Annotated in this window: 15 protein-coding genes; 8 read left to right on the plus strand and 7 right to left on the minus strand. The window is 39.0% G+C overall.

Going from position 1 to position 17,576, the window contains the following annotated elements:
* Window positions 1–66 precede the first annotated feature (66 nt).
* Window positions 67–1,566: an aldehyde dehydrogenase family protein gene (locus F1560_RS00265; RefSeq protein ID WP_149472676.1), complete on the minus strand. Its 1,500-nt coding sequence runs from the start codon at window positions 1,564–1,566 to the stop codon at window positions 67–69.
* Between the two features lie 202 nt (window positions 1,567–1,768).
* Here F1560_RS00265 and kynU point away from each other — a divergent pair, with 202 nt between their 5' ends.
* The 5 genes from kynU to F1560_RS00290 all read left to right on the plus strand — a co-directional run bounded on the left by kynU (window position 1,769) and on the right by F1560_RS00290 (window position 7,332).
* Complete coding sequence (kynU, locus tag F1560_RS00270; RefSeq protein ID WP_149472677.1) at window positions 1,769–3,040, plus strand: kynureninase; 1,272 nt, start codon at window positions 1,769–1,771, stop codon at window positions 3,038–3,040.
* Entirely contained in the window at window positions 3,037–3,672 is a 636-nt protein-coding gene (kynB, locus tag F1560_RS00275; RefSeq protein ID WP_149472678.1) for an arylformamidase, read from the plus strand. Before kynU ends, kynB begins: the two co-directional genes overlap by 4 nt.
* Window positions 3,672–4,517, plus strand: a complete 846-nt coding sequence (gene kynA, locus F1560_RS00280; protein WP_149472765.1) for a tryptophan 2,3-dioxygenase — start codon at window positions 3,672–3,674, stop codon at window positions 4,515–4,517. The genes kynB and kynA overlap by 1 nt, the downstream gene beginning before the upstream one ends.
* A gap of 82 nt (window positions 4,518–4,599) precedes the next feature.
* Window positions 4,600–5,943 carry a sodium-dependent transporter gene (locus tag F1560_RS00285; protein ID WP_149472679.1) on the plus strand — a complete coding sequence of 448 codons (1,344 nt, stop codon included), beginning with the start codon at window positions 4,600–4,602 and terminating at the stop codon, window positions 5,941–5,943.
* Between the two features lie 42 nt (window positions 5,944–5,985).
* Window positions 5,986–7,332, plus strand: a complete 1,347-nt coding sequence (locus F1560_RS00290) for a CoA-disulfide reductase (protein WP_149472680.1) — start codon at window positions 5,986–5,988, stop codon at window positions 7,330–7,332.
* Between the two features lie 30 nt (window positions 7,333–7,362).
* Here the strand turns inward: F1560_RS00290 and F1560_RS00295 are convergent, their stop codons facing one another.
* Entirely contained in the window at window positions 7,363–8,034 is a 672-nt protein-coding gene (locus F1560_RS00295) for a hypothetical protein (protein ID WP_149472681.1), read from the minus strand.
* Window positions 8,035–8,300: 266 nt separating this feature from the next.
* Between F1560_RS00295 and F1560_RS00300 the strand changes: the two genes are divergently transcribed.
* On the plus strand, window positions 8,301–10,019 hold the full coding sequence (locus tag F1560_RS00300; RefSeq protein WP_149472682.1) for a DNA-binding protein: 1,719 nt from the start codon (window positions 8,301–8,303) through the stop codon (window positions 10,017–10,019).
* A gap of 66 nt (window positions 10,020–10,085) precedes the next feature.
* Here the strand turns inward: F1560_RS00300 and F1560_RS00305 are convergent, their stop codons facing one another.
* Both F1560_RS00305 and F1560_RS00315 read right to left on the minus strand, forming a co-directional pair.
* The gene (locus F1560_RS00305; protein WP_149472683.1) at window positions 10,086–11,963 is read right to left on the minus strand and encodes an ABC-F family ATP-binding cassette domain-containing protein; all 1,878 of its coding nucleotides are present in this window, start codon (window positions 11,961–11,963) and stop codon (window positions 10,086–10,088) included.
* Between the two features lie 380 nt (window positions 11,964–12,343).
* The gene (locus F1560_RS00315; protein WP_149472684.1) at window positions 12,344–12,841 is read right to left on the minus strand and encodes a peroxiredoxin family protein; all 498 of its coding nucleotides are present in this window, start codon (window positions 12,839–12,841) and stop codon (window positions 12,344–12,346) included.
* Between the two features lie 149 nt (window positions 12,842–12,990).
* Here F1560_RS00315 and F1560_RS00320 point away from each other — a divergent pair, with 149 nt between their 5' ends.
* Window positions 12,991–13,977, plus strand: coding sequence for a DmpA family aminopeptidase (locus F1560_RS00320; RefSeq protein WP_149472685.1), 987 nt, complete (start codon window positions 12,991–12,993; stop codon window positions 13,975–13,977).
* Window positions 13,978–14,013: 36 nt separating this feature from the next.
* Here the strand turns inward: F1560_RS00320 and F1560_RS00325 are convergent, their stop codons facing one another.
* The 3 genes from F1560_RS00325 to F1560_RS00335 all read right to left on the minus strand — a co-directional run bounded on the left by F1560_RS00325 (window position 14,014) and on the right by F1560_RS00335 (window position 15,611).
* Window positions 14,014–14,922, minus strand: a complete 909-nt coding sequence (locus F1560_RS00325; RefSeq protein ID WP_149472686.1) for an RluA family pseudouridine synthase — start codon at window positions 14,920–14,922, stop codon at window positions 14,014–14,016.
* A gap of 175 nt (window positions 14,923–15,097) precedes the next feature.
* The gene (locus tag F1560_RS00330; RefSeq protein WP_149472687.1) at window positions 15,098–15,328 is read right to left on the minus strand and encodes an excisionase family DNA-binding protein; all 231 of its coding nucleotides are present in this window, start codon (window positions 15,326–15,328) and stop codon (window positions 15,098–15,100) included.
* 4 nt (window positions 15,329–15,332) lie between these two features.
* On the minus strand, window positions 15,333–15,611 hold the full coding sequence (locus F1560_RS00335; protein WP_149472688.1) for a GNAT family N-acetyltransferase: 279 nt from the start codon (window positions 15,609–15,611) through the stop codon (window positions 15,333–15,335).
* Window positions 15,612–15,832: 221 nt separating this feature from the next.
* Between F1560_RS00335 and F1560_RS00340 the strand changes: the two genes are divergently transcribed.
* Complete coding sequence (locus F1560_RS00340) at window positions 15,833–17,527, plus strand: methyl-accepting chemotaxis protein (RefSeq protein ID WP_149472689.1); 1,695 nt, start codon at window positions 15,833–15,835, stop codon at window positions 17,525–17,527.
* The last annotated feature ends 49 nt before the right edge of the window (window positions 17,528–17,576 follow it).

The following is a 17,576-nucleotide window of genomic DNA, read 5'->3' on the forward strand; positions in this document are numbered from 1 at the left end:
CCTGCTTAGATTGGTAAAAGCATGGTCTATCTGTTTCGTAATTTTAAAAACCCACACATTTATAACTTATGATTCAACATCAATTTGTGCGCGTTGTAATTTCCCGCTATAGTCCACGTAAATTGCTTTCCATTCTGTAAACACATCCAATGCTTGAATCCCAGAATCTCGATGACCATTTCCAGTTCCTTTCGTTCCTCCAAACGGCAAATGAATTTCTGCACCTGTTGTTCCAGCATTTACATAGACAATTCCCGTATCCAAATCACGCTGTGCTTTAAAAACACGGTTAACATCATTCGTAAATATCGAGCTAGACAGTCCATATGTTACACCGTTATTTACTTCAATTGCTTCTTCAAAACTCGCAACAGGAATAATCGAGACAACTGGCCCGAAAATTTCTTCCTGCGCAATTCGCATATCTGCTTTTGCATTGGTAAACAAGGTAGGCGCAAAATAATAACCGTTTTCATGAGCATCCTCTGTCAGCTCATAACCACCCGCCAGCAGGTCCGCTCCCTCTGCTTTACCAATTTCAATATATTGCTTAATTTTAGCAATGCCCGACTGATTAATAATCGGGCCGACTTTGATCGATTCATCAAGTCCATTCCCGATACTTAGCTTATCCATAGCAGCAAGCAGTCTCTCTTCCAACGTCCGTTTGACCTTTTCATGAACAATGACCCGACTGCACGCTGTGCAACGCTGCCCACTCGTTCCAAAGGCACTCCAAAGAATTCCTTCCACAGCAAGGTCTAAATCAGCATCATCCATAACGATAACTGCATTCTTCCCACCCATTTCTAAGGAGACTTTCTTCAACTGCTTTCCACATTCGCTTGCAATGTTTCTTCCCGTATCATTGGAACCCGTAAATGAAATAACACGGATAGCTTCATGATGTACCATTGCTTCACCGACGACAGATCCGGCACCAAATACAACATTGATAATCCCTTTAGGCAAACCTGCTTCTTCAAAAATTTTGGCAAGCTCATATGCCATGATTGGCGTTTCCGTAGCTGGTTTCCAAACAACCGCATTTCCTGCAACAATTGCAGGAAACGATTTCCACGTTGCAATTGCAATCGGGAAATTCCACGGGGTAATAATGCCGACAACTCCGACTGGCGCCCGCTGACTCATCGCAAATTTATCCTTTAATTCAGCAGGTGTCGTCTGACCAAATAAACGTCGACCTTCCCCAGCCATATAAAATGCCATATCGATGCCCTCTTGAACCTCTCCACGCGCCTCTTCAATTACCTTGCCATTTTCCATCGTAAGTAGCTGGGATAGTCTTTCTTTACGCTCTTTCATGATATAGCCGACACGGTAAAGCACTTCTGCACGTTGTGGTGCAGGAACAAGCGCCCATTCTTTTTGTGCCGCCTTCGCTGCAGCTACCGCTTCGTCAACCATCTCTTTCGTTGATAAAGGTACTTGCACAATCTCTTCACCAGTTGCTGGATTAATCACTGCTTGGGCTTCACTTACGTCCACCCATTCTCCATTAATAAAGTTATTAAGTTTTTCAACTTCCAATGATAGCGTTGTCATAATTATCCCTCCCAAATAAATTAAAGCAGTAAATGGAGTACCTTTACCCTATTTCTATATATATTTATTTTCTATCTTTAGTATAAATGAGTACAAGTTAATTGTACAATTGTTATTAAAATACTAAATTTATTGGATATTCCTTAAAGGATTATGTTAGATTGTACGTACATCAGATCAAAGAGAAAGAGGTGCTGTTCCTATGACTCATACACTTAAACACGCACAGCAATTGGATAGCGAAGATCGTTTGAAGAATTTCCGAACCGAATTCTACAGACCAAACGATACAATTTATTTCGATGGTAATTCCCTTGGATTGTTATCCAAACGTGCAGAGCAATATGTAATGGAAGTGATGAATGATTGGAAAAATCATGCCATTGATGGTTGGACCGATGGTGATCATCCTTGGTTTTATCTAGCTGAGAAGCTTGGGAAAATGTCCACCAATCTTGTTGGCGCAAAGCAAGAGGAAGTAATCATTAGCGGTTCAACGACAACCAATCTCCATCAGCTAACAGCAAGCTTCTACCACCCAAAAGGTACAAAAAAGAAGATTCTTGCGGATGTATTGAATTTCCCTTCTGATATTTATGCATTAAAAAGCCAATTAGCACGAAAAGGATATGATCCCCAAACACATCTTATTCAAGTGCCGAGTACTGATGGGAATACGCTGAAAACAGAAGATATCATCAATCACATGACAGAGGAAATCGCATTAATTGTCCTGCCTAGTGTCCTGTATCGCAGTGGCCAAATTCTAGATATGCAAAGATTAACAAAAGAAGCTCATAAACGAGGAATTTTTATTGGCTTTGATCTTTGCCATTCGATTGGTTCCATCCCTCACAGTCTATCAGAATGGGGTGTTGACTTTGCTTTCTGGTGTACGTATAAACATTTAAATGGAGGTCCTGGAAGTGTTGGAGGACTCTATGTGAATCAAAAGCATTTCGGCAAAACACCCGGACTTGCCGGATGGTTTAGCTCTTCCAAGGAAACACAATTTGATATGGAGCACGAATTAACTCCAGCTAATCATGCAGGTGCCTACCAAATCGGAACGCCACATGTATTAAGTATGGCACCACTACTTGGGGCACTACAGATATTTGAGGAAGCTGGTATTGAAAATATCCGCAAAAAATCATTACGACTAACAGCGTACTTGATGAACTTGATTGAAAGCGAATTAGCAGCATATTCCTTTTCCATCGCTAATCCGAAGCAAGATCATGAGCGTGGTGGGCATGTATTACTACTGCATCCAGAAGCAGCACGGATTTGCAAAGCATTGAAAGCAAACGGAGTGATTCCGGATTTCCGCAACCCAAATGGAATACGGATTGCTCCTGTCGCCTTATACAATACTTTTGAAGAAGTATGGCAAATGGTTCAAATCCTGAAAACCATTATGGAGAAAGAAAGCTATAAAAACTACGAAAATAAACGAGGTGTAATCGCATGAGTAAATGGATTGATATTTCACAACCCTTAACGAATGATATGGCACATTGGCCAGGAGATACACCATTCCATTATACGCTTTCTGCCACAAAGGAGCAGATTGGCTCTGCAAATATTGGAGAAATCACAACAAGTCTGCACATCGGGACACATATTGATGCTGCCTTTCATTTTGATTCCAATGGTAAAACCGTTGATCAGCTTGACCTTGATCTTTATATCGGAAAAGCTGCCGTCATTGATGTCAGTCATACAGAAACAATTACAACAGCAGTATTAAAAAAGTACCCATTTGATCAGACAACAAGACTGCTGTTGCGAACATCACTGCCGAACAATCCAAAGCGATTCCCAAGCAAATTCCCATATCTTGACCCAGAAATTGCCCAGTTCTTAAGTGAAAAAGGCATCCAATTACTCGGCATTGATATCCCCTCTGTTGATGCACCGGACAGCAAAGAACTTCACACACATCACGCTCTCCATCAACACGGTATCCATATTCTCGAAAATATTATGCTAGACCATGTCAATCCAGGATTTTATGATTTAATCGCTTTGCCGCTAGCTATTCACGGCGCAGATGGCAGTCCAGTTCGCGCCGTATTACGTCCACTGGAGGGGAATGAATGATGACGGATTCTTCCAACAAAACATTTCAATCAGAAAAAGGAATTCATACGGATTTTAGGGAGAAAATGACATATGGAGATTACCTTCAGCTTGAGCCCTTATTATCGAGTCAAAGACGATTATCCAGCCACCATGATGAAATGCTATTTATAATTATCCACCAGGTAAGCGAGCTATGGCTAAAGCTCATTATTCATGAAATGCAAGCAGCAATCGAAAAGATTCAAGCAAACGAACTGCAAGCGTCCTATAAAATGCTTGCCCGTGTCAGCAAAATACAATCCCAAATTATCCAAGCCTGGGATGTACTTTCAACGTTAACACCTGCAGAGTATATGGAATTTCGGGATAAACTAGGAAATGCTTCTGGATTTCAATCCTACCAATACCGGCTAGTTGAGTTTGTCTTAGGCTATAAAACACCATTTATTTTGAAAATATATCAAAAAGACAAGGAGCTCCATCAAATTCTAACCGATGCCTATCATGCACCTGGCCTATATGATGTCGCTATTCAAGCGTTAGACAAAGCAGGTCTCCCCATTGATAAAGCAGTTTTAGAACGAGATATTTCGGAAACATATCAGAAAAATGCAAGTGTTGAACAGGCATGGCTTCAGGTCTATCAGAACGTCGATCGCTATTGGGATCTTTATCAATTAGCTGAAAAGCTCGTCGATATCGAAGATTGGTTCCAGCAATGGCGTTTCAGACATATGAAAACAGTTGAACGCATCATTGGTCACAAAACTGGTACTGGAGGATCATCTGGTGTCAGCTATCTAAAAAAGGTGCTGGATCATTATTTCTTTCCTGAGCTTTGGGAAATTCGAACAAAGCTTTAACAACGATAGAACGTTCTTCAAAATAGTGAGGATTATGCTATACTAATAAGATAACTTTTTCAAACATGAAAGGAATTACAGCATGAACAATAACAAAGAACAATGGTCGACAAAGCTCGGCTTCATCTTATCATCTGCAGGAGCGGCAGTCGGCCTTGGAGCAATATGGAAATTCCCTTATATGACAGGAATGAATGGTGGGGGCGCCTTTTTCCTATTATTTATCGGCTTTACCATCATTCTCGGTCTTCCTCTTTTAATTGGTGAATTTATCATCGGAAGAAGCTCCCAAAAGGAAGCAGTCACAGCTTACAAATCACTCGCACCGAAAACACCTTGGTCATTCATCGGGGTCTGGGGAGTGGTTGGTGCATTTATCCTAATGGCATTTTATAGTGTTGTAGGAGGCTGGGTCCTTCTATACAGTTTCATGTCTCTACCAGGACAAATTATTAAAGAAAATGCGAATTATCCTGAGCTATTTGCAAGCCTTACTGGTAGCCCACTTGTTACAATTCTCGGTCTTGGATTATTTGTTCTCATTAACATTATTGTTGTATCTCTCGGTATTACAAATGGGATTGAGAAATCAAATAAAATACTAATGCCATTACTATTTATCTTCTTTATTATACTTGTCATCCGGTCCGTTACATTTGAGGGGGCAATGGAAGGGATTCGCTTCTTCCTGCAGCCAGATTTCTCCAAATTAAATGCGGAAAATGTCCTATATGCACTCGGACAAGCATTCTTTTCCTTAGCGGTAGGAATCTCAGTGATGGTGACATACAGCTCTTACTTGAAAAAGGATGTCAGTTTACCAGCATCAGCAGCATCAGTAAGCATCATGAACATATTTGTTTCCTTGCTTGCAGGGTTAGCAATCTTTCCGGTTGTATTTGCCTTTGGCCTAAAGCCTACAGAAGGACCTGGACTCCTGTTTATCGTACTGCCTGAAGTATTTGCACAAATGCCGTTCGGCGAATTGTTTTTAAGCTTATTTTTACTGTTGTTTTTATTCGCAGTATTGACCTCGTCCTTTAGTATGCTGGAAATTATTACAGCAGCTTTTACAGAAAATAAGCAGCGCTCAAGAAAAAAAGTTGCATTAATTGCTGGTTTACTCGTATTTTTGGCAGGCATTCCGTCTGCATTATCTACCAACCTGCTTACGGACTTCACTATATTCGGTTTAACTGTATTCGATGCAAGTGATTTCCTTGTAAGTAATATTATGCTTCCGGGTGGCTGCCTATTTATTTCATTATTTATCGGCTTTAAATTGGATAAATCTTTATTAAAGCAAGAATTTTCTTATGGAAATCAATTACCCAATGGACTATTCCATGTATGGTTCCAGCTGATGCGTTGGTTAGTTCCTACCACAATTATCATCGTTTTCTTAAGATCTGTAGGGATTTTATAGTGCTAAAAGAAATGGAAAGATTTCACTTGAGGAGTGACAGACATGCCACGACGTAAAATTGTAATTGTAGGCGGTGTTGGTGGCGGGGCTACGGTCGCCGCCCAAATCCGCAGAAACGATAAAGATTCCGAAATCATCATCTTTGATAAAGGGGGATACATTTCTTACGCAAACTGCGGTATCCCCTATTATCTTGGTGATGTGGTTCAAAACAGAGAGGATCTCCTGTACCCTCCTGAAAAATTCGCGAAAAAATACGATGTTTCTGTTCATACAAATACGGAAGTCATTTCAATATCACGCTCTGATAAAAATATAAAATATCGGAACGGAAGCCAAGTGCAGGAGGAAACCTATGACAAACTAATTCTCTCTCCTGGTGCATCTGCAATTGTTCCAGATATAGAGGGCATTCATAATGATCGAACCTTTACGGTGAAAACGATTGAGGATATGGATGCTGTCCATGCATTCATCCAACAAAATATACCGAAGTCAGTTGCTGTCGTTGGTGCTGGATTTATCGGGTTAGAGATGATTGAAAACTTGCATGTACTAGGATTAAACTGCACCATTATCGATCGTTCTTCTCAAGTAAGTAAAATCGTTGATGATGATATGGCGGCAATAGTCGAAGATCACTTGAAAGATAAAGGAATTGAGCTCATTTTAAATGATGGCTTGAAGGGATTTAAGAATGATGGCAAGACATTATTTTTAAACAGCGGGAAACAATTGGAAGCAGATATGACGATTTTAGCGATTGGAGTAAAGCCCAATACCGATTTAGCTATCCATGCAGCCCTTGAGTTAGGTAGCACTGGTGCTGTTTCAGTAAATGAATACATGCAAACAACAGATCCTGATATTTACGCATTAGGAGATGTCGTTGAAACGAGAGACTTGCTAACTGGATCACCAAGACATATCGCGCTTGCTTGGCTTGCGCATCGACAGGCAGCTATTATTGCTGCACACTTGGATGGAGAATACATTCCTTATCGCGGCAATATAGGTTCTTCCATTTTGAAGGTATTTGATTTAACAGTGGCTGCAACCGGACATAACCGACAGAGCTTGCAGCAGGAAGGCAAACAATTCAAGAATGTAGTCCTTGCATCTACTTCTCACGCTAACTATTATCCATGTTCCAAGAAACTCTGGTTAAAACTGTTTTTCCATCCAGAAACAGGGCTGATTTTTGGTGGTAATGTTGTCGGATATGATGGTGTTGATAAGCGGATGGCTGTACTCGCTACTGCTATCAAAGGAAATTTAACTGTGCATGATCTCCCAGAGCTCGAGCTCGGATATGCACCGCCTTATTCCAGCTCAAAGGATCCAATCAATATTATTGGGTATCAAGCAATTGATATGCTAAAAGAGTAAATCCCGGCTAACGACCGGGATTTACTCTTTTTACATATTATCTTCAAATTGGTAAATAAGTTCAAAGCTCGTTTCATCCAATAACTCTGCAACGTGGACGCGCAAGCCATGGCCGAAAATAACCTCATCCTCTGTCATTGCAACAATCATTGCTTTCGTATTATTGCGAGTATCAATATAAATATCTCCGACAGCAGGCTTCAAAGTATCATCATTTTCAGCAAGATAGCTAATCGACTCATCTTTTAGCTGTTGCTCTTCAGGTACAAGGTTTTTATCATAATACGCGATTTCTTGACTAGCATCCTGACGGCCAGGAACCATCACAACATATTCATGATGCTTTACACCATTATCACGTGTTGTATTCACGTTTCCGTTCTCAATACTTTCCACTTTTTCAATCTCATTCAAGGAATAGTGATCTAAAAAGTCTGGTGCAGGTTTAACGATTAGAATATAGTCGCCTGGCTCTGGCTTCGCATATTGATCAATCGTGTAACGTTTTCCATAAAATATAAATGTATCATTATGCTTTGGTTTATAATAATCAATCTCACTTGCCTTCGTTAAAATCTGTTTCATATCCTTTAAACGATACAAGTGTACGGATTGTTTAAACATGGGCTTTACTGAATACACTTTATGGAGCTCGTTTTGATAAAACACAAACTGGCCTTTTCTTACTTGATAAAGCTTCATTCCGATCCCTCCTAATTAAAACATTATTTCCATTATAACTAGTTTCTATCATAAAGTGAATCTTCATTCTATGTATTTCACATGAAGTCGTTTACCGAGCTTATTTTCACTAGCATAGATAACATAGCCTATGATTATTTTCCCTTAGGGAGTACATTTTTAAACCTCTGTTCTTTCTTTTTCACTTTTTTCTTATTTTATGAAACAAACCACCTTTCTAATTCGTATAACCAATTAGAAACGAACATAGGAGATGAAATGCAAACATGACAGGAATTTTAACAACTACGATTCTCACTTTCATTCTATATATTATCATTGCTGTTTACTTTATCCTTAAAAATCAGCAACAACGGAAAACGACAATCAAAGCTGCTGGACTTACTTTAATTAGTCTTTTCATTATTACAGCAATCATCGTCTATATTTTCATGCCTACTATCACCATTCCAAATATGACGATTGCAAACTTAATTGTCGCTTTTATTGGAACACTAGGTTTATATGGGTTGACGATGAGCAAGCCATTTACAAAAGCAAGTCGTCCAATCGATATCGTTTCATCTGGAATTATTGTATTAGCAATCATTGCAGTTCCAACATTTTTTATCCTTGGCATTTCTGCTCTAGATAATAGTTATGACTCCATTAAGAAACAAGAAATGGAAGAGGCAAAGCCACTCGATAAAGATGCTACACCAATTGTTGTGTCACCAGAGTCTGCACGTAATAAGGTTCAAAAAGCGATGAGTGTTGTTCCAAACACACAGTTCTATGATCTCGGTAAATTACAAGTACAGATGATAAATGACGATATCGTGTTCATTGCTCCAGTTGAATTTAGTGGTTTCTGGCGTTATTTCCGCGGTAAAGAAACAGAAGGTTATTTTACCATATCTGCGACAGATATCAATGCCCAGCCGAAATTTATTGAAAGTAAAATGAAGTATACGAACTCCAGTTACTTCCAACATAATATCCAACGAACGATCTATGGGGCATATCCAAATTACATCCAAAGTGGCAACGCCCAAATCGAGGTAGATGAAGAAGGTAAACCATGGTATGTCCAGACGTTATATAAACCCATTGGATTTACAAACAAACCAAACATGTCCAAGCTGCATGTCGCAGTTGTTGACCCGGTAACAAGCGAAGTATCACTTTATATGACAGCCGATGCACCTGAATTTATCGATGGTTCGATTAGCTCCGAAATGGCTTCTGATCAAAATGAGTATTTTGGAAAATACGTCCATGGGTGGCTGAATTCTATTTTCGGGAAAAGGGATGTAAAAATACCAAACGAATCTGGAACCGAAAGCAATGTAACACCGATTTTTGATGAACAAGGGAACATGCATTATTTCACGGATATGTCCTCTCCTAAGGAAAATATTGATTCTGCTTTAGGCTACACATTAATCAATGCTCGTACAGGTGAATTGGTGTATTACAATGGCGAGAAAAATAATGGCATCATGGATAGTAAAGGTGCAAGAGAAATCGTTGATAAGGAATTCCCGGAGAAAAACTGGAAAGGCTCCATGCCGATTTTGTATAATATCGACGGAAATCCAACCTGGGTAGTCAATGTACTAGACCCGAATGGGTTATTTAAACAATATGCCTATATTAAAGCTGCAGATTCCGATTTTGTTGTTTTCGGTGATACTGCAAGACAAGCGCTAGATGCCTATCGAATAGCACTTGCTCAAGATCCTAGTAATGTGGAAGCTACTGGTGAGGCAGCCGGCCTTGAAAACGTAAGTGGTGAGATTGAACGTGTTGTTATTACAACCCAAACAACTGGACAACTGATTCAATTTTTAATAACTGATGATACAACCATTTACACACTGAGCTCAACGAAGGCTCCTTTAGCAGTCTTCTTACAGCAAGGTGATCATGTACAGTTTGAAGCGAATATGCTGGATAACGGTACTGCCATCGTCGAAGCTATTGAAATCGATGGTTTACAATAACAAGCAGGGTGTCCCGACTTTTCGGGTACACCCTGCTTTGTTATATAGTCACAGCATTCCTAGAACTTATTGATTCTCCATTTCCTCAACTAACATGGAGAGTTCCTCCCAGCGCTCCATTTTCTTTTCTAACGCTGCTTCTGTTTCTTGCTGTTCTCCATATAATTTCTGTACTTGTTCGGAATCACTTCCGGCATCGATAATGGCCTGCTGCAACGCTTCTACCTTTCCTTCCAGCTCCATGATCTGATCCTCAATATGTTCCCATTCCCGCCTGTCATTATAAGAAAGCTTTTTCTTTTGTTTCTTCGGTTTTTCGATTGCTTTCTCAGTCTTGTGCACTGTGCTTGTTGCTAATTGACGTTGTACTAAATAGGCACTGTAATTGCCTTGGAAAAGCTCTGTTCTCCCTTGCCCCTTAAAGACAAGTAAACGATCCGTAACACGGTCCAAAAAGTAACGATCATGGGATACCGTAATCACCACACCAGGAAAATGATCCAAATATTCTTCCAAAACACTAAGTGTCTGTGTATCTAAATCATTTGTTGGTTCATCTAAAAAGAGAACGTTTGGTTCAGTCATAAGCACTTTCAACAAATAAAGCCTGCGTTTTTCCCCACCAGATAATTTCCGAATATAGTTATATTGTTCTGCCCGGGAAAATAAAAAGCGTTCCAGCATTTGCTCAGCTGTTATGACTTGGCCGTCCTTTGTATGGATTACTTCTGCGACCTCTTTAATATAATCGATCATCCGCATACTTCCATCTAGTTCCTCATCACCCTGCGTATAGTAGCCAATTTTTACCGTCTCACCGATTTCAATTTCACCTTCATCCGGCTCAACTCGATTTGCCATTATATTAAGCAGCGTAGATTTTCCAGAGCCGTTGGCACCAATAATGCCGAGACGCTCTCCTGGAACTACGAGATAACTGAAATCATGCAAGAGCGTTGTAACATCATAGGTCTTCCCAATAGATTTCAGCTCAATTACCTTTTTACCTAATCGTGTAGAACCTACTTGAAACGCTAAATGATCCTTTTTCGTATCAAACGTTTCCTTTTTCATTTCTTCTGCACGCTCGATTCGTGCCTTTTGTTTCGTTGTTCTTGCCTTTGCTCCCCGTTTTAACCATTCTAATTCACGACGCAATGTATTCTGGTGCTTCTGCTCATTACTAACCTCAAGCGCCTCTCGCTCTGCTTTCTTCTCCAGAAACATTTCATAATTTCCTTCGTATATATACAAATTCCCTTTATCCAGCTCATAGATTCGATTCGTTACCCGATTTAAGAAATAACGATCATGTGTAACAAGGAGCAGAGATCCTTTATAGGATTGTAAGTATTTCTCGAGCCATTCTACGGTTTCATTATCCAAATGGTTGGTAGGCTCATCTAGTATCAGTAAGTCAGCTGGCTGAATAAGAGCCTTTGCAATAGCGACACGCTTTTGTTGTCCACCCGAAAGCTCCGTTACCTTTTTGCCAAAATCCGTTATACCGAGCTTGGTTAATATCGTCTTAGCTGCAGTGTTCGCTTCCCATGCTTCCGCTTCATCCATCTTCTGCTGAAGCCTCATTAATTCCTGTTGATATGCACTATTCTCCGCATCCTCCTGTAGCTTTAATAATGCTGCTTCATATGCACGCATCAGCTTCATAATCGTCGCTTCCCCGTAATAAATCTGGTCAATAACAGTTAGATTAGGGTCAAGGATTGGATCCTGTGCTAAATATTCAATTCGGTAATCTTTTGCATGTTTCAAATTTCCTTTTTCCGGTGAATCTATTCCAGCAATCACTTTCAAAAAGCTTGATTTCCCTGTTCCATTGACACCAATCAATCCAATCCGCTCATTATCAGCAATGGTACAGCTGATGTCATCAAAAAGAACTTTATCACCATAAGATTTATGTAAATTTTCTATAATAAGCATTGTTTAACCTTCCTCACGCTTTTCAATTATAATTCGCGTTTTCATTCCATGTTACTTTCTTTTCCGTATCAACTGCTTTATCCAAGCTTTCACAATAATAACGATTAATAATAAAAGCCATGATGTAACTAAATAAAAAATAAGCTTAGCTCCTTCATTCATTTCCGAAAAGAATGTGGCCATCCCTATCCAGATGACACCAATCATCACGAGCTGTCCAAGTAATAGTTTAATGATAATCTCCCCCGAATTTCTTTACTAGCCTATCTAATAGTTTAGCCTAATAGAGCTTAATTTTCCATGTTAAAAAAACAACTGCATATCCTATTCAAATTATCATTGTAAAATAGGAAAGGAAATCGGGTATGACGCCGATTTCCTTAGTCCATTTTTTCATATTCAGTAATCATTTGTTCATAATTCAAAGGTCCGTACACACGCTGCCTGATAACCCCGTTAGAATCAATCAGATAGGTTGTAGGAATCGGACTTATTTTGTATAAGCTGGATACCTGTCCTTCCTCATCCATCAGCACTGGAAAAGTCAGTCCGTACGTTGCAATAAATTCAGCGACCGTCTTTCTATTCATTTCCATATTCGTTATATTAACAGCAAGTACTACCGCATCTTTGTCCTTATAAAATCGTTCCATATCAGGCATTTCTTCCCGACACGGTGGACACCAAGTCGCCCAGAAATTAAGCAGTACACGTTTTCCTTTAAAGTCAGATAGTTGCACCGTCTCCCCTTCATTTGTCATCAATTTAAAGTCAGGTGCCTTCTGGCCAACCTCCGTACCAATATTCTCCGCCGCAATCAATCCTGCAGCTGAAAAAAATACCGCAATAAACAATAGTGTTGAAACGATTCTTTTCATCTTGTTACCACCACCCATAAGTAATCATTTTAGCTTTCCATCGTTAGCTGATTAACATGCATGCTTATCGATAATTTTGGTCTATTTGATATATAATACATATAGAGTGATGAATACGAAACGTGTTAGTTTAGGGAAGGAGAGAACATATGGAGCTGCAAAAAGGAAAATTAAACTGTATTACAGATGTAGACGGTGTGAAGGTCGGACATGTAACACTTTACGAGAAAATTGATGATCAAGATACGATATGCACCGGGGTAACAGCTATTCTTCCCCATTCAGGAAACTTATTTAAGAAAAAAACACATGCTGCAAGCGCAGTGATTAATGGTTTCGGGAAAACAACCGGTCTTGTACAACTAGAAGAGCTTGGATTACTAGAATCACCAATCATGCTTACCAATACCCTTAGTGTGGGCTCCGTCATGCAAGGAACCCTACAATATATGCTTGAGGAGAACGAAGATATTGGTGTAAGTACGGGAACAATTAACCTTGTTGTCGGCGAGTGTAATGATGGCTATTTAAATTCTATTCGACTCCAAGCAGTAAAACCGGAACACGCCATTCAAGCAATTAAAAGGGCGAGCACAGAACCTGTTCAAGAAGGTGCTGTTGGCGCTGGTAAGGGCATGGCATGCTTTGAATATAAAGGTGGAATCGGTACCGCTTCTCGTACGATTTCAGCAGATAACAAAAATTACACGGTCGGATGCCTTGTATTAAGTAATTTTGGAAAACGCGAGCAAGCACTGTTTGCCAATTGGAGTAAAGCCAACCTGGACACGCCTGATGGCTCTATTATGATTGTAATTGCTACAGATGCACCACTTTATGAACGGCAGTTAAAGCGCCTTGCTAGACGTTCTGCAATTGGACTAGGTCGAACTGGCAGCATCGTTGACCATGGGAGCGGGGACATCGCTATTGCCTTCTCTACTGCAGCAACATACGATCACAATTCGAATCATACCGTTGAATCGCTCTCCTTTATTCGCGATGACCATCCAGTAATGGGCCAGCTATTCCAAGGAGTTATTGAAGCAACAGAAGAAGCAATTATGAATTCTCTAGAACACGGTGAGACTACTGTGGGTAGAAAAGGTAGAATACTCGACAAAGCCCCATTATAGAAAAGGTGGATAGCGTTCTGCTATCCACCCTCTATTTCACTTCGACTTCTTCAAAAATGATTTTGGTACATCTGCTTGGAACAGCAATAATTGTTCAGTCGTTGGATGCTGAAAAGATAATACCTTCGCATGAAGTCCCATTCTTCCAATCACATTCTGTTTAGAACCATATTTTTTGTCGCCAACAATCGGGTGTCCAAGATCTTGCATATGAACACGTATTTGATTTTTACGGCCTGTTTCTAGTTGCACTTCAAGTAAAGAAAAGTCTTGATTAGATTGTAATACTTTATAATGCGTAATCGCATGCTGTCCATCATTTTTAGTTGGACTAGAATAGACCATATGCGTTTTACTTTCCCTCAACCAAGAGGATACATATCCTTTCTGCTTCGTTACCTCTCCTTCTACTAACGCAACATAGGAACGTTCCTTGACGACCCGTTTCCAATTATTTTGTAAGGTCCGCTTTACTTCCTCGCTCTTCGCAAACATCATTACACCAGATGTATCTTTGTCCAAACGATGCACAACAAATATTCGATTTTCCGGATCTTCCTGTCTTACATATTCCATCAGCTGATGATGTGCTGTTTGTTTCTTTTCTTTTTCTGTTGCAATAGAAAGCAATCCAGCTTCCTTGTTGATAACAATAACAGCATCGTCTTCATACAAGATAGTCATCCCAATTAATACGTTCTGTTTAATGGCAGCTTTATTTTTCAAAACCGTAACCATTTGTCCAGGATGCAGTGCATAATTGTACTTTGTTTCAATATGATCATCGATTGTTACTTGACCACGAGCAAGTATCGATTTAACAGAATTTCGACTGCGATTTGACATAACCTTTAATAAAAAAGGTAATAGTTCCATTTCTTCCTCCACTTTAAATTGAAGTGCTTTTGATTGCTGTTTATTTTTTGAAGCATATCTTTTTGTCATTTTTGAACTCCTCTATGATTTGAGAACCAGGCATATGAAAGTACACCTAAGCTACACGTATTTTTTACTAAACTGCTATTGTTTATCAGGAAAAAGAAAAGTGTTAAGTATATGCTACACTTTTCTTAAATTAAAGTGTAGCATATACTTAACACTAATTGAAAGTTGCCTTCATTTAATCTTCATCTTTCACATCAATATCTTCTGGAATTGGTTCATTTAAATAATCATGAATCATTTTTTTATATTTCTCTACTTGCTCAAAATGTGTCGTAAATTGTTCTTTATTAATCAGATACTGCTTCCCATCATGAATCGCACGTATACGCCCTTGCATGACTAACGCTGTAACGCTCGATGGATTCATCGATATGTATTCTGCAGTTTCTTCAATTGTCAGGTACATGAAATCACACGCCTAGCACATCACAAAATTCCGGAGTGTTTTCGATTTTTTTCTTTGCATAGGGACACAATGGTGTAATCTTTCTATTTTTTTCACGTGCAAATAAAACGACCTTCTCTACTAATTCTCCTGCAATGCCTTGACCACGTAATTCATCAGATACGTATGTATGATCGATTACAATTTTTGCATCCCCAATTTGTATAAACGTAATTTCTGCAAGTGGTTCTTTTATATTATCTCCTACATAAAATTTATTTTCACCTTTATTAATAGTAGTCATTTTTATCCTCCTCAAATTTACGTCTACCAACTTCTATTATACCTTATTTGTCAAACAATTGTGATGGAAATAATATCAACTCTATTAAACCCCTTGATAGATAAAGGAAAATAATCCTTTACATTAACTTTACAGTAAATTAACAATACATTGTTATACTAAATTAGTAGCAGTCCAAAAGACCCGTTCATCTTTGTTGAATTTAAGGAGGCATCTATTCTGTGAAACGGCTTTACCATCTTTTACTTACAAAAACAAATTTACATGCTAGATTAAGTATACTGTTTCTATCATTAATCTTTTTATCCGTTACTGCGGTAGGGGGAACTTCATACATACAAGCGAAACAAATGACAATAAACACGATTGAGGATCGATTAATTCGTGAAGCGCAATTAATTGGTTACATCGCAGCAAATCTCCATTTTCTTTATGTGAGTGATGAAGATTATTTTATGCAGCAATTGAATGCAAACATTCGTACTCAACAGACCCAATTAGAAACCGATGGAATGGAATCGGAATTTTTTTATATCACTGATAATAGTGTAACCCCTTTTCCAATCAGTGCGGATTCATTACCAAATATTCCCGACTCTCTAGTTCAAACAATTTCGGATTCACAGGAAGGACAGCTTCAGCGTGTGATCGATGGCGAAGCTTACACGATAACTTTCCAACAAATGGACGAAATTAACGGTACCTATGTATTACTTGTACCGACACAATCATTTATGGCACCTGTTAATAGCATGGGATTTGTATCTATTTTAATTACCGCTACAAGTATTATTCTTTCCACTATATTAATTATTCTTTTCGTTCGTACATTAACCAAGCCGCTTTCTGTCCTGCGAGACACAATGCTGGAAGTTCGTAACGGAAACCATCAGCATTCGGTTGCGATGAAAACAACAATACCAGAATTTGTATCTTTACATAGAAGCTATGATTCCATGATTCACCAGATGACGACCATGTTTAATGAGTTAAAGAAAACTGCAGTTGATTTATCTCGTACTGGGAAGACATTAGAGCATTCCTCTGATGACGCACTACAATATAGCCATGATTTAACCGAGTCCATTAATGTTGTGAAATTAGGTGCAAAGCAAACTGCGAACAGCTCAGAAAGCAGTGTAGCGAGCTTTATTACGATGAAAAATAAAACAGAAGATATCATTACGAATATGGATATGGTGTTTAGTAGTTCCGAACGTATGGGGGCTACAGCAATTACTGGAGAAAAGCATATATCTCGATTAATCAATACAACACAAACTTTTGAAAATGACTTTGAGCATTTAACACAGACGATTAAGCAAGTAAATGACTATTCCATTTCCATTTCAAATCTAGTAGGACTCATTCAAGGGATTGCAGAACAAACAAAGTTATTAGCACTTAATGCCACAATAGAAGCAGCCCGTGCTGGAGAGGCTGGCAAAGGTTTTTCAGTTGTCGCCAATGAAGTTGGTAAGCTTGCTGAACAATCATCATCAACAGCGGCACAAATCACACAGTCTATTAGCAATATGGAGAGCATTACTTCCAATGCTACCGATGAATTTGAACAAATGCTAAAGAAAATAGGGACAAATATAACGACAGCAAGTGATGCAAAATTATCATTAGATAATCTCATGAAGGAAATTACAGAAGTAGGGACTAAACTCCAGGGTATGAATTTAGAGCTAAAAAGCTTAAAAAATGAAATTCCTGCTTTAGAGTATGCAGCTGATGAATTTGCTTCCGTTTCTCAGGAAACGTTAGCAAGTGCAGAAGAAATGCGCGTTAAAAGTGAACAGCAATACGAACAAATGCAACGTACACATGAGGTAGGATTAACAATTTCCGGATTGTCTAAATCATTAGAACGTGTTACAACACAATTTGAAATAGACCAACCTACTTAATGAACAAAAAATGGAAAAGGCTCTTTAATACACTCTAAGTCAATCATTC

The organism is Oceanobacillus polygoni (genome assembly GCF_008304605.1).
GTDB lineage: Bacteria > Bacillota > Bacilli > Bacillales > Amphibacillaceae > Oceanobacillus > Oceanobacillus polygoni.